This window comes from Streptomyces sp. BK239, from assembly GCF_004217285.1.
Classification (GTDB): Bacteria; Actinomycetota; Actinomycetes; order Streptomycetales; family Streptomycetaceae; genus Streptomyces.
The window spans coordinates 1,306,233-1,325,039 of the sequence record NZ_SHKS01000001.1; the positions used below are offsets into that span (position 1 = coordinate 1,306,233).

Genomic DNA, 18,807 nt, shown 5'->3' on the forward strand with positions numbered 1-18,807 from the left:
CGGGCAACTGTCGTGCCTGGACAGGTACATGACGGGTGGTACCACCCGAAGCTATCTTCCTGACTCACCAGCCAGCAATGACCTTTGACGACTACTTCCGGAACCACCCGGTCCGCGACGGACGAAACGCCCCCGGGACGACGACTTCCGAAAGAACCCGATCGAGTTGAACCGCCCCCGGCGCACCGCCGTGCCCTTGGGCAGGGAGCCTACGATCGAGCCCCCGCTCCACCCGTCGTCCGCAACGCGAGGAGACTCCGTGGCCACCGAGACACCGCCCCCCTCGAAGACCCAAGCCCGACTCCCCTCCACCGAGGAGTTCGTCGCGGTGCAGGAGAGCGCGGAGTTCGGTGAACTGCGCCGCGCCCACCGGGGTTTCGCGTTCCCCCTGACCGTCGCCTTCATAGCCTGGTACCTGCTGTACGTCCTGCTGTCCAACTACGCCGGCGATTTCATGGGCACCAAGCTCTTCGGCAACGTGAACATCGCCTTCGCCCTCGGCATCGCCCAGTTCGCCACCACGTTCCTCATCGCCTGGTGGTACTCGCGGCACGCCGCCGCGAAGCTCGACCCCAAGGCGGACGCCATCAAGTCCCGGATGGAGGGCGGCGCATGAGCCCCGCGATCACACTGGCAGCCGGCGAGGCGAGCGAGCACCGGCCCCTGATCATCACCCTGTTCGGCCTGTTCGTCGTCGCCACCCTCGTCATCACCGTCTGGGCAGGCCGCCAGACCAAGGACGCCGCCGACTTCTACGCGGGCGGACGCCAGTTCAGCGCCTTCCAGAACGGTCTCGCGGTCTCCGGCGACTACATGTCGGCCGCGTCGTTCCTCGGCATCGCAGGCGCCATCGCCCTCTTCGGCTACGACGGCTTCCTCTACTCCATCGGCTTCCTCGTCGCCTGGCTGGTCGCCCTGCTCCTGGTCGCCGAACCGCTGCGCAACTCCGGCCGCTACACCATGGGCGACGTCCTCGCGTACCGCATGCGCCAGCGCCCCGTCCGCACCGCCGCCGGCACCTCAACCATCGTCGTGTCGATCTTCTACCTGCTGGCCCAGATGGCGGGCGCCGGCGTCCTGGTCTCCCTGCTGCTCGGCATCACCTCCGACGCCGGCAAGGTCCTCATCGTCGCCCTGGTCGGCGTCCTGATGATCGTCTACGTCTCCATCGGCGGCATGAAGGGCACCACCTGGGTCCAGATGGTCAAGGCCGTGCTTCTCATCGGCGGCACCCTGCTGATCACCTTCCTGGTCCTGCTGAAGTTCGACTTCAACATCTCCGACCTGCTCGGCAAGGCCGCCGAGAACAGCGGCAAAGGCGCCGCCTTCCTGGAGCCCGGCCTCCAGTACGGCGCGACCGGCACCTCCAAGCTGGACTTCATGTCCCTGGGCATCGCCCTGGTCCTCGGCACCGCCGGCCTGCCGCACATCCTGATCCGCTTCTACACCGTCCCCAACGCCAAGGCGGCCCGGAAGTCGGTCAACTGGGCGATCGGCATCATCGGCGGCTTCTACCTGATGACCATCGCGCTCGGCTTCGGCGCGGCCGCCCTGATCTCCCAGAAGGAGATCATCGCCTCCAACCCGTCCGGCAACACGGCCGCCCCCCTGCTCGCCCTGCACCTCGGCGGCGTCGACTCGACCTGGGGCGCGATCCTGCTCGCCACCATCTCCGCGGTCGCCTTCGCGACGATCCTCGCCGTGGTCGCCGGCCTCACCCTCGCCTCCTCCTCGTCCTTCGCGCACGACATCTACGCCAACGTCATCCGCAAGGGGAAGGCCACGGAGAAGGAGGAGATGAAGGCGGCCCGCTGGGCGACCGTCTTCATCGGCGTCGTCTCCATCGCCCTGGGCGCCCTCGCCCGCGACCTCAACGTGGCCGGCCTGGTCGCCCTCGCCTTCGCCGTCGCCGCCTCCGCCAACCTCCCGACCATCCTCTACAGCCTGTTCTGGAAGCGGTTCACCACCCAGGGCGCCCTGTGGTCGATCTACGGCGGCCTGGTCGTCGCCGTCGGACTGGTGCTGTTCTCGCCGGTCGTCTCCGGCGACCCCAAGGCGATGTTCCCCGACGCCGACTTCGCCTGGTTCCCGCTGAAGAACCCCGGCATCATCTCCATCCCCTTCGGCTTCCTCATGGGCTTCCTCGGCACGATCCTGTCCAAGGAGAGCCCGGACACCGGCAAGTACGCCGAGCTGGAGGTCCGCTCCCTCACGGGCACCGGCGCCCACTGACCCCCGTACCCGCACGCGGGGCCGTCGCGCACCACCGCGACGGCCCCGCGCCGCGTTCCGGTGATCGCACTTCCCCCGATGTCGTAGCCGTCGCGTAGGCTCGCAGGTGACGGAAGAAGAGGACTGATCCGCGACGAGGGAGGGGGCCCCGTGCTCATCGACACCTTCGGCCGAGTGGCCACCGACCTGAGGGTCTCGCTGACCGACCGCTGCAACCTGCGCTGCACGTACTGCATGCCCGAGGAGGGCCTGCAGTGGCTGGCCAAGCCCGACCTCCTCACGGACGACGAGATCGTCCGCCTGATCGACATAGCGGTCACCTCCCTCGGTATCGAGGAGGTCCGCTTCACCGGCGGCGAACCGCTGCTGCGCCCCGGCCTCGTCGGCATCGTGGAGCGCGTCGCCGCACTGACCCCGCGCCCCCAGACCTCGCTGACGACCAACGGCATCGGCCTCAAGCGCACGGCGACGGCCCTGAAGGCCGCCGGCCTCGACCGCGTCAACGTCTCACTCGACACGCTGCGCCCCGACGTCTTCAAGGCCCTCACCCGCCGCGACCGCCACAAGGACGTCCTCGACGGCCTCCGGGCCGCCCGCGACGCCGGTCTCGACCCGGTCAAGGTCAACACCGTCCTGATGCCCGGCCTCAACGAGGACGAGGCCCCCGACCTGCTGGCCTGGGCCGTCGAGCACGATTACGAGCTGCGCTTCATCGAACAGATGCCGCTGGACGCCCAGCACGGCTGGAAGCGCGACGGCATGGTCACGGCCGGGGACATCCTCGCCTCCCTGCGCACCCGCTTCGACCTCACCGCGGAGAGCGTCGAGGAGCGCGGCTCCGCCCCCGCGGAACGCTGGATCGTCGACGGCGGCCCGCACCGCGTGGGCGTGATCGCCTCGGTCACCCGCCCGTTCTGCGCGGCCTGCGACCGCACCCGCCTCACCGCCGACGGCCAGGTCCGCACCTGCCTCTTCGCCCGCGAGGAGACCGACCTCAGGGCGGCCCTGCGCTCCGGCGCCCCCGACGAGGAGATAGCGGGCCTCTGGCGTGAGGCGATGTGGGGCAAGAAGGCCGGCGCGGGCCTGGACGACCCCTCGTTTGTCCAGCCGGACCGACCGATGTCCGCCATCGGCGGCTGAGGCCACCCAGAGTCTGCAGACGTTGCTTGCCGCGGCCCTAGGAACCCGCGGGCGCCTGCCAGTCCTCGAAGCGCACCACGTCCTTCAGGAAGCCCCGGACGCCGAGGAACTGCGACAGATGCTCGCGGTGCTCCTCGCAGGCCAGCCACGTCTTGCGCCGCTCCGGCGTGTGGATCTTCGGGTTGTTCCACGCCAGCACCCACACCGCGTCGACGCGGCAGCCCTTGGCGGAGCAGATGGGGGTCTCGTCACTCACGGACGTCACTCACAGATTCGTCTCGCCTGTATGCACACAAAAGGCGACGCCGAGCAGCCACGGGGGGAGCTGCCCGGCGTCGGTCTGTCGCTCCGACGGGGGATGCGGAGCGTCGTACGAAGTATGTCACGGCCAACTGGCCCCGGGGCACCGGAACAACATGATTGATCTGAGCTTTTCTTGAGCTTGGCTCACAGTCGACCCACCGCCGCCTCACGGCCGCGGCTCGGCCGGACCGCCCTGCGGTTCCTCGTGGAGGGACTGCGCGCCCCGCCCTCCGGATTCCGCGGAACGCTCCTCTTGGGACCCCGGCCCGTCCGCCTCGGGCGGCTGGATCATCGGTCGCGTCGGCATCGTCACGAACGTCGTCGGCAGCCCCGGCGCGTTCTCCCGCCCGGCGTTGGCGATCACCACCGCGATGTACGGCAGCACCAGGCCGAGGACCAGCGCCACGATCGCCACATGCCGTTCCACGTTCCACAGCACCGCGGCCAGGACCACCGACACCGTACGGACGGACATCGAGATCACATACCGCCGCTGACGGGCCCGGACATCGTCCTGAAGCCCCTGCCGGGCCCCGGTGATCCGGAACACCTGGACGTTCCCGCCGCCACTCTGCTTCCGCATCGCGTTCCACCATCCGCCCGCGTCGAACACTCCCCGGCCTCCACGGTACGCCGCGCCCCGGCCGCCCTCGAGACCGGGGCCGCCCCTGCGCGCGGGAACCCGCTACGCCGTCCCGTGTACGACATCACCCGACATGCGCCGTACGGCGGACGGGCTGAAACTGGGGGCAATGCTCACGTCGAGCCGTAAAAGGAGGCAGCCATGGGCTGGTTGTGGGCGATCATCGTGGGATTCGTACTGGGCCTGATCGCCAAGGCGATCATCCCGGGCAAACAGCACAGCCCGCTCTGGCTGGTCACCATCTTCGGCATCCTCGGCGCGGTCGTCGGCAACGCCGTCGCCCGGGGGTTCGGCGTCGACGAGACCCCCGGCATCGACTGGAGCCGGCACATCTTCCAGCTGATCGCCGCGATCATCATCGTCGCCTTCGGCGACATGCTGTACACGCGGACACTGGGCAAGAGGAAGCAACGGGTCTGACAGGGGCGCCGCAAAGGGGGCGCGGGGCAGTGTTGACCTGCGGCTCCGCCGCGGGGCGCGACCAGCCACGACACACGCGCGGCCCGCAACAAACCCGCACCCCCCACGGCGCACCCCGCGGAGCGCGACGCACCCCTTACGGCGCTACCCGCGGAGCGAATCGCCGGTGACGACCTCCACCGCCGCCAGGTTCTTCTTGCCGCGCCGCAGCACCAGCCACCGCCCGTGCAGCAGGTCCTCCCGCGCCGGGACTTGATCCTCGGCGGTCACCTTCACGTTGTTCACGTAGGCCCCGCCCTCCTTGACCGTCCGCCGCGCGGCCGACTTGCTCGCCACCAGCCCGACCTCGGCGAACAGGTCGACGACCGGAGCGAGCTCGGTGACCTTGACGTGCGGCACCTCCGACAGCGCCGCCGCCAGCGTCCGGTCGTCCAGGCCGGCCAGCTCACCCTGCCCGAACAGGGCACGGCTCGCGGCGATCACGGCGGCCGTCTGCTCGGCGCCGTGCACCAGCGTGGTCAGCTCCTCGGCCAGCGCACGCTGCGCGGCCCGCGCCTGCGGCCGCTCCTCGGTCTGCCGCTCCAGCTCCTCCAGCTCCTCCCTCGAGCGGAAGGACAGGATGCGCATGTACCGGGAGACGTCCCGGTCGTCCACGTTCAGCCAGAACTGGTAGAACGCGTACGGCGTCGTCATCTCCGGGTCGAGCCAGACGGCGCCGCCCTCGGTCTTGCCGAACTTGGTGCCGTCGGCCTTCGTCATCAGCGGCGTGGCGATCGCGTGCACCGACGCCGTCGGCTCCAGCCGGTGGATCAGGTCCAGGCCGGCCGTGAGGTTGCCCCACTGGTCGCTGCCGCCCTGCTGGAGCGTGCAGCCGTAGCGCCGGTAGAGCTGGAGGAAGTCCATGCCCTGCAGGATCTGGTAGCTGAACTCGGTGTAGCTGATGCCCTGGTCGGACTCCAGCCGGCGGGCCACCGAGTCCTTGGTCAGCATCTTGTTGACGCGGAAGTGCTTGCCGATGTCCCGCAGGAACTCGATCGCGGACAGACCGGCCGTCCAGTCGAGGTTGTTGACCATCACGGCCGCGTTCTCGCCCTCGAAGGACAGGAACGGCTCGATCTGGCCGCGCAGCTTGTCCACCCAGCCCGCCACCGTCTCCGGCGCGTTCAGCGTGCGCTCGGCGGTCGGGCGGGGGTCGCCGATCAGACCCGTGGCGCCGCCGACCAGCGCCAGCGGCCGGTGCCCGGCCTGCTGGAGCCGGCGCACGGTGAGCACCTGCACCAGATGGCCGACGTGCAGGGACGGCGCGGTCGGGTCGAAGCCGCAATAGAACGTGACGGGACCGTCCGCGAGCGCCTTGCGCAAAGCGTCCTCGTCGGTGGACAGGGAGAACAGCCCCCGCCACTTCAGCTCGTCGACGATGTCCGTCACGGTTCTCGTGTCTCCTCGGTGATCTTCTTGACGCCTCGGCCGGTCGAGTGACCGCCGGCTACGAGGTTATACGCCCTGACTGACAGAGCTCATATTGAAATCCGGCACCCGCAGCGCGGGCATGGCGGCCCGGGTGAACCAGTCGCTCCACTCCCTGGGCAGCGTCTTCTCCGTGCGCCCCGCCTCGGTCGCCCGGCCCAGCACGTCGACCGGCGACTCGTTGAAGCGGAAGTTGTTGACCTCGCCCACCACCTCGCCGTTCTCCACCAGGTACACGCCGTCCCGGGTCAGACCGGTCAGCAGCAGCGTCGCCGGATCGACCTCACGGATGTACCACAGGCAGGTCAGCAGCAGCCCGCGCGTGGTGTTCGCCACCATGTCCTCCAGGGAGCGGTCGTCGCCGCCGTCCAGGATCAGGCTGTCGCTGCCGGGGGCGACCGGGAGGCCGGTCAGGGCGGCGCTGTGCCGGCTGGTGCTGAGGCGCTCCAGCTCGCCCCCGCGGATCCACTCCGTGGAGGCGATCGGCAGCCCGTTGTCGAAGACCGACCGGTCGCCGCCGGAGGAGTGCGCGATCACGAACGGCGCCGACTCCAGACCCGGCTCGTACGGGTCGCTGCGCAACGACAGCGGCAGCGCGGCCAGCCGCTCGCCCACCCGCGTGCCACCGCCCGGCTTGGAGAACACCGTCCGGCCCTCGACCGCGTCCCGCCCCGACGCCGACCACAGCTGGTAGATCATCAGGTCCGCCACCGCGGTCGGTGGGAGCAGCGTCTCGTACCGTCCCGCGGGCAGCTCGACCCGCCGTTGCGCCCAGCCCAGCCGTACGGCCAGCTCCGCGTCGAGCGCCGCCGGGTCGACGTCCTTGAAGTCCCGCGTCGACCGGCCCGCCCACGCCGAACGCGTACGGTCCGGCGACTTGGCGTTGAGCTCCAGCGTCCCGTTCGGCTGGTCGTGCCGCAGCCGCAGCCCCGTGGAGGTGCCCAGGTACGTCGACACCAGCTCGTGGCTGGCGAAGCCGTACAGCTCCCGGTCGCCCGCACGCGCGCGTGCGAACGCCTCGCCCAGCGCCGGCGCGAAGTCGGCGAACACCGCGGACGAGGTCTCCGCGGGTGCCTCCGTGAACTCCGGGGACGGCGCGACGCCCGTCACCAGCGGCTGCGCGTCCTCCGCGGGACCGGCACCGCGCGCGGCGGCCTCGGCGGCCCGCACCAGCGGCTCCAGCTCGTCCGGGGTGACCGCCGCCCGGGAGACGACCCCGGAGGCCGTGCCCTGGGCGCCGTCCACCGTCGCGATCACGGTGAGCGTGCGGGAACGCGTCACGCCGTTGGTGGTGAGCGCGTTGCCCGCCCAGCGCAGGTTGGCGCTCGACTGCTCGTCCGCGATGACGACACAGCCGTCGGCCCGCGACAGCTCCAGCGCCCGCTCCACGACCTCGTGCGGCTTCTCGACGCGGGCGCTCATCGGCCTGCCTCCTGGGCGGTGTTGAGACTGTGCTTGCCCGGGGGGCGCCCCCCGGACCCCCGGCCTGACTCGGTGCGGGCGCTCATCGGCCGGCCTCCTGCGTCGTGTTGAGGATGTTGACGCCCTTGAACAGGGCGGAGGGACAGCCGTGCGACACCGCGGCCACCTGGCCCGGCTGGGCCTTGCCGCAGTTGAACGCGCCGCCGAGGACGTACGTCTGCGGCCCGCCCACCGCCGCCATGGAACCCCAGAAGTCGGTCGTCGTCGCCTGGTAGGCCACGTCCCGCAACTGCCCGGTGATCCGCCCGTTCTCGATCCGGAAGAAGCGCTGCCCGGTGAACTGGAAGTTGTACCGCTGCATGTCGATCGACCAGGACCGGTCACCGACGACGTAGATGCCCCGGTCGACGCTCCCGACCAGATCCTCCGTCGACATGCCCGCCGGGTCGGGCCGGAGCGACACGTTGGCCATGCGCTGCACGGGCACGTGCCCGGGGGAGTCGGCGAAGGCGCACCCGTTGGAACGCCCCAGCCCGGTGAGCTTCGCGATCCGACGGTCCAGCTGGTAGCCGACGAGCGTCCCGTCCTTCACCAGGTCCCAGGACTGGCCCTCGACGCCCTCGTCGTCGTACCCGATCGTCGCCAGGCCGTGCTCGGCGGTGCGGTCGCCGGTGACGTTCATCAGCTCCGAGCCGTAGCGCAGCTTGCCGAGCCGGTCGAACGTGGCGAAGGAGGTGCCGGCGTAGGCGGCCTCGTAGCCGAGCGCGCGGTCCAGCTCGGTGGCGTGGCCGATGGACTCGTGGATCGTCAGCCACAGGTTGGAGGGGTCGACGACCAGGTCGTACAGCCCCGGCTCCACGCTGGGCGCCCGCATCTTCTCGGCGAGCAGCCCGGGGATCCGTTCCAGTTCGTCGTCCCAGTCCCAGCCGGTCCCGGTCAGGTACTCCCAGCCCCGCCCGACCGGCGGCGCGATGGTCCGCATCGAGTCGAACTCGCCGCTGGACTCGTCCACCGACACCGCCGTCAGCGACGGGTGCAGCCGCACGCGCTGCTGCGTGGTCACCGTCCCGGCCGTGTCGGCGTAGAACTTGTTCTCGTGGACGGTGAGCAGTGAGGCGTCCACGTGATCGACCCCGTCGGCGGCCAGCAGCCGGTGGCTCCAGTCGCCGAGCAGCGCCGCCTTCTCCTCGTCGGGCACCGTGAACGGGTCGATCTCGTACGACGACACCCACGTCTTCTCGGCGTGCACCGGCTCCTCGGCCAGTTCCACGCGTTCGTCCGACCCGGCCGCCCTGGTCACCTGCGCCGACAGCTTGGCCATCGCCACGGCCTGCGAGGCCACCTTGGCGGCCCCGTCCATCGTCAGGTCCACGCCGGACGCGAACCCCCAGGTCCCGCCGTGCACCACCCGCACCGCGTACCCGAGGTCGGTCGTGTCCGACGACCCGGCCGGCTTGGCGTCCCTCAGCCGCCAGGACGCGCTGCGCACCCGCTCGAACCGGAAGTCGGCGTGCTCGGCCCCGAGTGCCCGCGCGCGAGCGAGCGCCGCGTCGGCGAGGGCACGCAGGGGTAGCGCCGTGAAACTCTCGTCGATCGTATGAGGCACCTGCGTAGCTCCCTGTGGTCGTCGCGGTGGTCGTCGCGCTTGTATGCCCCGATCATGTCGCGCCGAACGACTCCCGACCACAACTTTCCGAGCGCGTTGCGGCTGATGACGGCGGGGCGGGCCGGGTGGTGACTGTGGGGACCCGACAGTTCCCGCCGCGACGCCCTGTCGCCCCCGGCTTCGGCGGCAGGTGCGTCGGAAGGATAGTTTCGACGAGTACCAGACTGCCGATCGAAAGGGTGATCCGTTGAGCCGCTCGGTTCTCGTCACCGGAGGAAACCGGGGCATCGGCCTCGCCATCGCCCGCGCGTTCGCCGACGCCGGCGACAAGGTCGCGATCACGTACCGCTCGGGGGAGCCGCCGGCCGGCTTCCTGGCCGTCAAGTGCGACATCACCGACCCCGAGCAGGTGGAGCAGGCCTACAAGGAGGTCGAGGAAGCCCACGGCAACGTCGAGGTCCTCGTCGCCAACGCCGGCGTCACCAAGGACCAGCTGCTGATGCGCATGTCCGAGGAGGACTTCGCGTCCGTCATCGACACCAACCTCACCGGCACCTTCCGTGTGGTCAAGCGCGCCAACCGCGGCATGCTGCGCGCCAAGAAGGGCCGCGTCGTGCTGATCTCCTCGGTCGTGGGGCTGCTCGGCTCCGCGGGCCAGGCCAACTACGCCGCGTCCAAGGCCGCTCTGGTCGGCTTCGCGCGTTCCCTGGCCCGTGAGCTGGGCTCGCGCAACATCACCTTCAACGTCGTCGCGCCCGGATTCGTCGACACCGACATGACCAAGGCGCTCACCGACGAGCAGCGCGAGGGCATCGTCTCCCAGGTGCCGCTCGGCCGGTACGCGCAGCCGGATGAGATCGCCGCGACGGTGCGGTTCCTCGCCTCGGACGACGCCTCGTACATCACTGGAGCCGTCATCCCCGTTGACGGCGGACTGGGAATGGGTCACTGATCACCATGAGCGGAATTCTCGAGGGCAAGCGCGTCCTGATCACCGGTGTGCTGATGGAGTCCTCCATCGCCTTCCACGCCGCCAAGCTGGCCCAGGAGCAGGGCGCCGAGATCATCCTCACCGCGTTCCCGCGGCCCACGCTGACCGAGCGCATCGCCAGGAAGCTGCCGAAGCCGACCAAGGTCATCGAGCTCGACGTCACCAACGACGAGCACCTCGGGCGCCTCGCCGACATCGTGGGCGAGGAGCTCGGCGGCCTCGACGGCGTCGTCCACTCCATCGGCTTCGCGCCCCAGGACGCGCTCGGCGGCAACTTCCTCAACACGCCGTTCGAGTCGGTCGCCACGGCCATGCACGTCTCGGCGTACTCCCTGAAGTCGCTCACCATGGCCTGCCTGCCGCTGATGCAGAACGGCGGCTCCGTCGTCGGTCTGACCTTCGACGCGCAGTTCGCCTGGCCGCAGTACGACTGGATGGGCCCCGCCAAGGCCGCCCTGGAGGCCACCAGCCGCTACATGGCCCGCGACCTCGGCAAGCAGAACATCCGCTGCAACCTCGTCTCGGCGGGCCCCATCGGCTCCATGGCCGCCAAGTCCATCCCGGGCTTCGGCGAGCTGGCCTCCGTGTGGGACACCCGCTCCCCGCTGGAGTGGGACCTCAAGGACCCCGAGCCGGCCGGCCGCGGCATCGTCGCGCTGCTGAGCGACTGGTTCCCGAAGACCACCGGCGAGATCATCCACGTCGACGGCGGTCTGCACGCCATCGGCGCCTGACGCCCGACAGTGCGCAGCACGGGTGAGGGCCCGCGTCCCGGAGGGGCGCGGGCCCTCACCCGTTCGGCCTAGCTGATCGGGCGCGGGGCGGGCCCGGCACGCCACTCTGAGGTGCGGGTTCGTCACCGCGGTCCCCTCCCCAGCACGGTCGAGGAGGTTCCCTTGTGCGCCTGTCTCGCAGCCTCGCCCCACTGACCGTCGCCGTCTGCCTCGTTCTCGCGCTGCCGTACGACGCGATGTCGCACACACGCGTGGAGGCACCGGAACCCACCGCCACGCCGGAGTCGCTCGGCGCGGAGTGCCGGATCGACGTCCGCGGCTCCCATGTGGTCGCCCACTGCCACAATCCCGACGCCGGTGTGGACCGCGTGCGCCTGCACATCGAGTGCGCGCGCTGGTGGGATCTCGACACCGACACCGCCCCCGCCGACGCCGGGCCCGCCATGACCGTTCGGCTGGCCGGCCGCTGCTGGATGGAGGTCCGCGCGGCCTGGGTCAGCCATCAGTGGCGGTGAACCCTCATGCGGGGGCGGTGAAGCGTCCGGTCCTGCACTGGAACGGGTAGCCCGCCGCCTCCGCGCCGGCCGCCGCCGCGTCGCGGGCCCGGATCGCGTCCACCAGGGGCGCGTGGTCCATGTACGTCTCAGGCGTCAGCTCCTCGCCGACGTCGGCGCGCAGCCAGTCCCGCAGCACCTCGCCCAGGTCCGCGTACATCGCCGTCATCGCGTCGTTGTGGGACGCGGCCACCACCGCCAGGTGGAACGTCGCGTCCGCCGTGACGAACGCCTCCGCGTCGCCCGACCGCCACGCCTCCTCGCGCCGCAGCAGCAGCGCGTCGAGCTGCTTGAGATCCCTCTCGGTACGCCGCTCGGCGGCCAGCTTCGCCGCGCCCGACTCCAGCGTGGAGCGCAGCTCGGCGATGTGCCGGGGGTCGGCGCCGGCGAAACGGCGGTGCATCACGCCGGCCAGCTCGCTCGTGGCGACGACGTAGGTGCCCGAACCCTGCCGGATGTCCAGCAGGCCGTTGTGCGCCAGCGCGCGGACCGCCTCCCGGACGGTGTTCCGGGCGACGCCGAGCTGCTCGACCAGCTCCGGTTCCGTGGGGATGCGTGAGCCCACCGGCCACTCGCCCGAGGTGATCTGGGTGCGCAGCGCGGCGATGACCTGCTCGGAGAGAGCCGAGCGGCGGGGATGGCTCAGGGGCATGGCACACCTTCGTCCGGACGGAATGGACAGTCAATCATCCTATGATTCTATGATGGACGGCATGGTGAGCGAGGAGACCAAGGAGACACGGACGTCGACGTCCACGACCCTGCCCGGGGCGCGGGCGGCCACGGGCGATCCGATGCGGACGACGGACACGTCCCTGTCCGCGAGCCGGCCGCCCGGTGTGCCCACGCGCGCGTGGCGGACGCGACTGGTCGTGGTGGGCATCGTGCTGGCCGCCCTGAACCTCCGCCCCGCCATCACCAGCCTCGGCGCCCTCCTCGAAGAGGTCCGCGACGACCTCGGCATGAGCGGCAGCGTCGCCGGCCTGCTCACCTCCGTGCCACCGCTCTGCTTCGCCGTCTTCGGTCTGGCCGCACCCCGGCTCGCCCGCCGCTTCGGTCCGGGCGCGGTCGTCTGCGCGGGCATGGCCGCCATCGGCGCGGGCCTGCTCGTACGGCCCTGGGCCGGCGGCACGGCCGGCTTCCTGGCCGCCAGCGCCCTCGCCCTCATGGGCATCGCCGTCAGCAACGTCCTGATGCCCGCCATCGTCAAGCGCTGGTTCCCCGACCGGGTCGGCTCCATGACCGGGCTGTACTCCATGGCCCTCGCCCTCGGCACCGCGACCGCCGCCGCGGCCACCGTGCCCGTGACCGAGGCGCTCGGCGGCGACTGGCGGTCCGGGCTCGCCGTCTGGGCCGCCCTCGCCGCGGCGGCCGTCCTCCCGTGGCTGTCGCTCACACGCGAGCGTGGCGAGGCGACCGCGGCACGTACCGAGGCGGCCACCGGCGGGGCTGCCGGCGGGCTGCGGATGACCCGGAGCCGCACCGCCTGGGCGCTCGCCGTGTTCTTCGGGCTCCAGGCCACCGCCGCCTACATCACCATGGGCTGGATGGCGCAGATCTTCCGCGACGCGGGAGTCGCCGCCGGCACGGCCGGCCTCCTGCTCGCCGTCACCATGGCGATGGGCGTGCCGCTGGCGTTCGTCATCCCGCGCGTGGCCACCCGGCTGCCGCACCAGGGGCCGATCGTCATCGCGCTGGGCCTGTGCGGACTCGCCGGATACGCCGGCCTCTACGTCGCGCCCGCCGGCGGCGCCTGGGCGTGGGCGCTGCTGCTCGGCGTCTCCAACTGCGCGTTTCCGCTGGCGCTCACGATGGTCGGGATGCGCGCCAGGACGGGCGCGGGCGTGGCCCAGCTCTCGGCCTTCGCGCAGAGCACCGGCTACCTGATCTCCATCCCGGGCCCGCTGCTGGTCGGGGTGCTCTACCAGCACAGCGGCGGCTGGGGACTGCCGCTCGCGCTGATGGCGGCGCTCATGGTCCCGCAGATGGCGGTAGGAGTCCTGGCAGGCCGCGACCGCACGGTGGAGGACGAGGCAGCCCGCTGACACGAACGACGGCTCCCGCTCGACACAGGGCGGCCGCTCCCCGGCTGTCACCGGGAGCCGCTCCCCACTGACCCCGGGGATCGCCCCGGTGACACCGGTCGACCGCTCCTCACTGATCCTGAGGATCGCCCCGGTGACACCGGTCGACCGCTCCTCACTGATCCTGGGGATCGCCCCGGTGACACCGGTCGACCGCTCCCCGCTGACCCGGAGGGCGGCTGCCTCCGTGGCCCCGGCGAGCGTCCCCCGCTGGTCGAGGCGGTGGCTCCGCTTGTTCCGACGAGGTGCCGCCCCCGCTGGCCCCCGCGAACGTCCCGCTGATCGAGGCGGCGGCTCCAGTCGTCCCGGCGGGCCGCCGCGTCTGGTCTGCCCGGCGGTGGTCCCTGCCGACCGACGGCCGGCCTCGCGGACCCGGACCGCCCCTGCTGGCCGACGGCCCCCCTCAGGCCTCCCGAACGGTCGCCCCCGCTGACCCGCCTCCGTCGCAGCCCCGGGGACCGTGGTCCCGCCGACAAGAGCCCGACCCCGGCGGATCCTCGGCGTACCCCCGGACGATGCACCGGTGCGCCGGGTGCGAGACTTGGTCCATGCCAGTGCTCGATCCGAACCCCGGGAACGGCCAGAAGAAGATGCTGCTCGTCTTCGGCTCGTTCTTCCTCATCTTCGTGGTCATCGCCGTCATCGCGACGATCGCCTCGCCCTGACGCACCCGCCGCCCGCGCCCGGATCCTCCGCACGACGGTGGGGTTAACCCCCCATCCCCTAGGGGGTCAGGGTCAGGGTCATGTGGGTGGATCACCGGATGGGCCGAGGGCCTCCGCGTCCGTATCTTCGAGATGTGGCCGCAGGGGGCGGTCCACGGACCACTCGAAGACAGCGGAGGCACCCATGTCGGCGCACACGCAGACCCGGCCTCACCCGGCCGCCCAGCGCGGCGGCGTCGGCGCCCTGCTGCCCTGGTGGGCGCTCGCCCTGCCCGTCCTCGCCTTCGTCGGCCTGCTCCTGCTGATAATCAATCCCTCCGACGCCCACGCCGCCACGGACGACCCGGTGATCGCACAGCTCGCCGGCCACGTGAGGCAACTGCTCGTGCGGTAGGAAAGTCGATCACGCCCCGGGCACACGCCTCACACACCCCGGGTCACCGGTGAAGACCCATGTCAACTCCCTGCGCCACATGGCGTTTTTCATGCGAAGCTGGGAGCCATGAGCGTCGCAGAACCCCGCAGGATCGTCCTCTTCCGGCACGCGAAAGCCGACTGGCCACAGGTGACCGACCACGAGCGGCCGCTCGCGGAGCGGGGCCGCCAGGACGCCGCCGTCGCCGGGCGCAAGCTGACCGACACCGGCATCTCCATCGACCTCGCCCTGTGCTCCACCGCGACCCGGACCAGGGAGACGTGGAAGCTCGCCGTCCATGAGTTCCCGCACCGGCCGAAGACCGTCTACGAGGAGCGGATCTACGAGGCCTCCCCGGGCGAGCTGATCGCCCTGCTCAACGAGACCCCGGACGACGTCCGCAACCTCATCCTGGTCGGCCACAACCCCGGCGTCCATGGCCTCGCCGACATCCTCTCCGGCACGTCGGAGGGGGACGCTCGCGAGCGGATGAACGGCCGCGGCTTCCCCGCCGCCGCCTTCGCCGTCGTCTCCTTCGACGGCCCCTGGAAGTCCCTGGAGCCCGGCGCGGCCACGCTGCTCGACTACTGGGCGCCCTCGGAGTGAAGATCCCGTGACGGTGAGGCGGGGCCCGGCATCCCACCGGGCCCCGGCGACCGGGACTACTCGACGTGCGTGTCCGCCGCCTCGACCTCTTCGCGGGTGACGCCCAGCAGGTACAGGACGGTGTCCAGGAACGGCACGTTCACCGCCGTGTGCGCGGCCTGGCGTACGACGGGCTTCGCGTTGAAGGCGACTCCGAGACCGGCCGCGTTCAGCATGTCCAGGTCGTTCGCGCCGTCACCGATCGCCACCGTCTGGGAGAGCGGCACGCCCGCCTCCGCGGCGAACCGGCGCAGCAGTCGCGCCTTGCCCGCGCGGTCCACGATCTCGCCGGTGACCCGGCCGGTCAGCTTGCCGTCGACGATCTCCAGCGTGTTGGCCTGGGCGAAGTCCAGCCCGAGCCGCCCCTTCAGATCGTCGGTGACCTGGGTGAAGCCGCCGGAGACGACGCCCACCTGGTAGCCGAGCCGCTTGAGGGTGCGGATCAGGGTGCGCGCGCCCGGCGTCAGCCGCACCTCGGCGCGCACCTTCTCCACGACGGAGGCGTCCAGTCCCTCCAGCAGCGCCACACGCGCGTGCAGCGACTGCTCGAAGTCGAGCTCGCCGCGCATCGCCGCCGCGGTCACCTCGGCGACCTCGTCCTCACAGCCGGCGTGCGCGGCGAAGAGCTCGATCACCTCGTCCTGGATCAGGGTGGAGTCCACGTCCATCACGATGAGCCGCTGGGCACGCCGGTGAAGGCCCGCCGCCACCACGGCCACGTCGACGCCGAGCGCCGCCGCCTCGGTGACCAGGGCCGTGCGCAGGGGTTCCGTCTCCACGCCGGACACGGCGAACTCGACTGCGGTGACGGGATACTTGGCGAGCCGGAAGATACGGTCGATGTTGCCGCCGACCTTGGTGATCCGGGCGGTGACGGCGGCCGTCGCCTCCGCCGTCAGCGGATGCCCGAGCACGGTGACGAGGGAGCGGCCGAGGCCACGGGGCCGGTTGTCGCCGATGCCGGAGATGATCTCCGCCTGCATCTTCATCGACTCCGCCCAGCTGTGGACGGTCTTGCGCAGCTCCCCCTCCATCCCCTGCGGCGGCTCGGTCACGAGCGCGCACAGCACCATCCGTCCCCGCGTGACGACCTGCTCGATGTCGACCACGTCGACGGAGTAGGCGGCGAGGGTGTCGAAGAGACCTGCCGTGATGCCCGGCCTGTCCTTGCCGAAGATCTTGACGAGGAGAGTCGGGACGTCGGAGGACGTGATCTGTGAAGCGTTCATGGTGGTATCCACCGTATCCGGGACGCCGTGCCCACCGCCGCCGAGGTCCGCCTGACGGACAGCGAACTCCGGGCGTCGTGCGGGTGACATCGAGTGAGCCCCGACCGGTCACCGAGGGGCAGCTCCGACCGGTCACCGGTCGGGCGGGGGAGGGGGCCGGGGCGGGGGAGGCGGCGGTGGCAGCCGGCAGTCGCCCGGCGAACGCTCCTCGGAGTCGTCCCTCCGCCCCGGCGAACGCGGCGGAGGACCGACGGGCCCGATCATGGTCGGAGCATTGTGGAGACCGCCCCCCGGCCGAGCGTCCCCCGGCTCCCGCACGGGCTCCGGTTCCCGCACGGGCTCCGGTTCCCGCAGGGCCTCCGGCATCCGCAGATACGGATTCGTCGCCGGGTTGGGCGGCCGGTAAGGCGTCCCCGGGGCGTACGGCCCGCCCGAGCCGCCCGCCGCCGAGTCGCCCCCGCCGGCCCCCGGGCCACGCCCACCCCGGGAGGGAGAAGCCGCGGTCGCCACGACCTCGCCCCGGGCCGATGCCGACGCCCGTCCGCCCGCCGCTCCGGTCGCCCACGCCAGAAGCGCGCCGACGGCTCCCGCCGCCACGCCCCACACCGCGCCGAGGAGCAACGCCATGCCGAGGCGGCCGTGCAGGTCGAGACCGGCCCCGAAGGCGTCGAAGCCGAGCACCGACAGGGAGGCGTCCACGGACACACCCGTCAGCCAGGCGAGCAGCGGCGACGCCACCGCCGTAGCGGCCCCCAGGGGCAGCGCGCACCCCGCGACGAAGCCGGCCAGCCCCGGCTCACGACCGACCGCGTCCCGCCGCACCGGAGTCCGTACCGCCGTCAACACCCCCGCCAGCAGCATCACCGCGGCCACAGCGACCCCCAACAGCCAGACACGGGAGTCCAGTTCAGTCAGGCGTACGAGCGTCACCGGCTGGTCGGTGCGCACGGCGAGCAAGTCGTCCACCGGGTCCGGCAGTACGTGCGTCAGCGCGCCCGTCGCGCGGCCGTCGAAGGGGACGAACAGGCCCAGTCCGACGCCCAGCCACACCCCGTTCGGCGCGCCGAGCAGCGCCGCTCCGGCGATCCGCTTCGGATGGTCGTCGCCGGCCGCCGCGTACGCCGTCGCCGCGAACCCGGCCGCCACGGCGACCAGCAGCACCGTCACGACGGCGGACACCGCGGGCCGCACCACCCGGTGCACCGCCTCCCACCCGCGAGGAAGCGGTGTGCGGCGCGAGGCCAGCAGGGCGATCAGCAGCACCCCCGCCGACCAGCCCAGCGCACCCAGCAGCGTCGGCACGGTGTCGACGGTGAAGCCCACCGCCGCCCGCGCGTCGACGAGATCGCCGAGCCGGTCCGGCAACAGCCCGCCGACACCGCCCAGATCACCGAGACCGCCCAGTCCGGGGACCGTGACGCCGCCCCCGCCGCCCGAGCCCCCACCCCCGCCGGACAGGTCGTCCAGGCCCAGGGACGAGCCGTCGAACGTGATGACGTCGTGCCCCGCCCAGGCAAGCCCGCCCATCGTCGCCACGAACAGCGCGACCACCGACCCCGCCCGCGCCACGAGTTCGGCCGGCGCGATCACGGCTCCCGCCGTGCGCAGCGACCGCAGGAAGAACCACGACAGCAGCAGCGCCCCGACCAGGCTCACGCCCAGTGGCGTGATCTCGATGGCCGTCGTCGCCTGCGCCCCCGTCAGCCCGAACGCGGACACATCGCCCGACGGCTTCACCGAACCGCCCGCGCCGAGCGCCACCACCGCGGCCGTCATCGGACCCAGCGAGCCCGCCGCGTCCGCCCCCAGCAGACGCAGCCCGAGCGCCGCCGTGCCCGCCATCGCGATCAACGCCCAACTCACCCCGGCGACCGCGCACACCAGCACATCCGCCCAGGGCACGCCCGCCCCGCCCCGGCCGCGCCCCCCGTTCCGGCCGTACCCCTCGCCCCGGCGTTTCCCCCCGCCCCGCCCGTTCCCCCCGCTCCGGACCCCGTCGCTCCCGACTCCGCTGTGGGCACTCATGCAGAACCCCCCGATCCGCGGCGAACCGCGGTGCGGCGGCGAAGATCGCCGCTTCCGTCCCCCCTCGCGTGCGTTTACCACTCTCCGGCCCGGTTTCAACCCCGTCAACGGCACCGGCCGTTGCCCGTCCGTGCGGTCTTCACAAGGCCCGACTTTCGGACAGGGGGCAGCGCCTGAAATAGTTCCCGACGATGTTCGACATCCCTAGACTCCCTGCGACGGGGGTAACTCG

At 71.7% G+C, this 18,807-nt stretch carries 19 protein-coding genes; 11 read left to right on the top strand and 8 right to left on the bottom strand.

All coding sequences use genetic code 11. The features are described from left to right. The first annotated feature begins 259 nt into the window (after positions 1-259). The 3 genes from EV567_RS05755 (at position 260) to moaA (ending at position 3,372) form a co-directional block, all read left to right on the top strand. Positions 260-616: a DUF485 domain-containing protein gene (locus EV567_RS05755; protein WP_130437469.1), complete on the top strand. Its 357-nt coding sequence runs from the start codon at positions 260-262 to the stop codon at positions 614-616. Then, positions 613-2,232 carry a cation acetate symporter gene (locus tag EV567_RS05760; RefSeq protein ID WP_130437470.1) on the top strand — a complete coding sequence of 540 codons (1,620 nt, stop codon included), beginning with the start codon at positions 613-615 and terminating at the stop codon, positions 2,230-2,232. Before EV567_RS05755 ends, EV567_RS05760 begins: the two co-directional genes overlap by 4 nt. A 150-nt stretch (positions 2,233-2,382) precedes the next feature. After that, positions 2,383-3,372, top strand: a complete 990-nt coding sequence (moaA, locus tag EV567_RS05765; protein ID WP_130437471.1) for a GTP 3',8-cyclase MoaA — start codon at positions 2,383-2,385, stop codon at positions 3,370-3,372. A gap of 37 nt (positions 3,373-3,409) precedes the next feature. Here moaA and EV567_RS05770 read toward each other — a convergent pair whose 3' ends face one another. Together EV567_RS05770 and EV567_RS05775 are read right to left on the bottom strand one after the other, a co-directional pair. After that, entirely contained in the window at positions 3,410-3,628 is a 219-nt protein-coding gene (locus EV567_RS05770; protein ID WP_130437472.1) for a hypothetical protein, read from the bottom strand. 213 nt (positions 3,629-3,841) lie between these two features. Further along, positions 3,842-4,258, bottom strand: a complete 417-nt coding sequence (locus EV567_RS05775; RefSeq protein ID WP_130437473.1) for a DUF3099 domain-containing protein — start codon at positions 4,256-4,258, stop codon at positions 3,842-3,844. Between the two features lie 201 nt (positions 4,259-4,459). Between EV567_RS05775 and EV567_RS05780 the strand changes: the two genes are divergently transcribed. Beyond that, positions 4,460-4,738 (top strand): GlsB/YeaQ/YmgE family stress response membrane protein, encoded by a 279-nt coding sequence (locus EV567_RS05780; RefSeq protein ID WP_130437474.1) that lies wholly within the window; start codon positions 4,460-4,462, stop codon positions 4,736-4,738. Positions 4,739-4,882: 144 nt separating this feature from the next. Here the strand turns inward: EV567_RS05780 and tyrS are convergent, their stop codons facing one another. From tyrS to EV567_RS05795, 3 genes are all read right to left on the bottom strand, one after another. Further along, a complete protein-coding gene (gene tyrS, locus EV567_RS05785; protein WP_130437475.1) occupies positions 4,883-6,166 on the bottom strand; it encodes a tyrosine--tRNA ligase in 1,284 nt (427 codons plus the stop codon). Positions 6,167-6,232: 66 nt separating this feature from the next. Beyond that, entirely contained in the window at positions 6,233-7,627 is a 1,395-nt protein-coding gene (locus EV567_RS05790) for a metallopeptidase TldD-related protein (RefSeq protein ID WP_130437476.1), read from the bottom strand. 82 nt (positions 7,628-7,709) lie between these two features. Continuing rightward, complete coding sequence (locus EV567_RS05795) at positions 7,710-9,233, bottom strand: TldD/PmbA family protein (protein WP_130437477.1); 1,524 nt, start codon at positions 9,231-9,233, stop codon at positions 7,710-7,712. Between the two features lie 247 nt (positions 9,234-9,480). On the opposite strand from EV567_RS05795, the gene fabG reads away from it, so the two are divergent. From fabG to EV567_RS05810, 3 genes are all read left to right on the top strand, one after another. Continuing rightward, the gene (gene fabG, locus EV567_RS05800) at positions 9,481-10,185 is read left to right on the top strand and encodes a 3-oxoacyl-[acyl-carrier-protein] reductase (protein ID WP_130437478.1); all 705 of its coding nucleotides are present in this window, start codon (positions 9,481-9,483) and stop codon (positions 10,183-10,185) included. A gap of 5 nt (positions 10,186-10,190) precedes the next feature. Further along, the gene (gene fabI, locus EV567_RS05805) at positions 10,191-10,958 is read left to right on the top strand and encodes an enoyl-ACP reductase FabI (RefSeq protein WP_130437479.1); all 768 of its coding nucleotides are present in this window, start codon (positions 10,191-10,193) and stop codon (positions 10,956-10,958) included. 164 nt (positions 10,959-11,122) lie between these two features. Then, on the top strand, positions 11,123-11,473 hold the full coding sequence (locus EV567_RS05810) for a hypothetical protein (RefSeq protein WP_130437480.1): 351 nt from the start codon (positions 11,123-11,125) through the stop codon (positions 11,471-11,473). Between the two features lie 4 nt (positions 11,474-11,477). Here the strand turns inward: EV567_RS05810 and EV567_RS05815 are convergent, their stop codons facing one another. Then, complete coding sequence (locus EV567_RS05815; protein WP_130437481.1) at positions 11,478-12,164, bottom strand: FadR/GntR family transcriptional regulator; 687 nt, start codon at positions 12,162-12,164, stop codon at positions 11,478-11,480. 142 nt (positions 12,165-12,306) lie between these two features. Between EV567_RS05815 and EV567_RS05820 the strand changes: the two genes are divergently transcribed. The 4 genes from EV567_RS05820 to EV567_RS05830 all read left to right on the top strand — a co-directional run bounded on the left by EV567_RS05820 (position 12,307) and on the right by EV567_RS05830 (position 15,282). Continuing rightward, positions 12,307-13,557 carry an MFS transporter gene (locus tag EV567_RS05820; protein WP_130437595.1) on the top strand — a complete coding sequence of 417 codons (1,251 nt, stop codon included), beginning with the start codon at positions 12,307-12,309 and terminating at the stop codon, positions 13,555-13,557. A 587-nt stretch (positions 13,558-14,144) separates the two neighbouring features. Beyond that, positions 14,145-14,261, top strand: a complete 117-nt coding sequence (locus tag EV567_RS28370) for an SGM_5486 family transporter-associated protein (RefSeq protein WP_278044734.1) — start codon at positions 14,145-14,147, stop codon at positions 14,259-14,261. Between the two features lie 184 nt (positions 14,262-14,445). Next, positions 14,446-14,655 carry a hypothetical protein gene (locus tag EV567_RS05825; RefSeq protein ID WP_130437482.1) on the top strand — a complete coding sequence of 70 codons (210 nt, stop codon included), beginning with the start codon at positions 14,446-14,448 and terminating at the stop codon, positions 14,653-14,655. A gap of 108 nt (positions 14,656-14,763) precedes the next feature. Next, positions 14,764-15,282 (top strand): histidine phosphatase family protein, encoded by a 519-nt coding sequence (locus tag EV567_RS05830; RefSeq protein ID WP_130437483.1) that lies wholly within the window; start codon positions 14,764-14,766, stop codon positions 15,280-15,282. A gap of 56 nt (positions 15,283-15,338) precedes the next feature. On the opposite strand, the gene serB is transcribed toward EV567_RS05830, so the two are convergent. Then, complete coding sequence (serB, locus tag EV567_RS05835) at positions 15,339-16,550, bottom strand: phosphoserine phosphatase SerB (protein ID WP_130437484.1); 1,212 nt, start codon at positions 16,548-16,550, stop codon at positions 15,339-15,341. Between the two features lie 132 nt (positions 16,551-16,682). After that, the gene (locus EV567_RS05840; RefSeq protein ID WP_130437485.1) at positions 16,683-18,452 is read right to left on the bottom strand and encodes a streptophobe family protein; all 1,770 of its coding nucleotides are present in this window, start codon (positions 18,450-18,452) and stop codon (positions 16,683-16,685) included. Positions 18,453-18,807 lie beyond the last annotated feature (355 nt).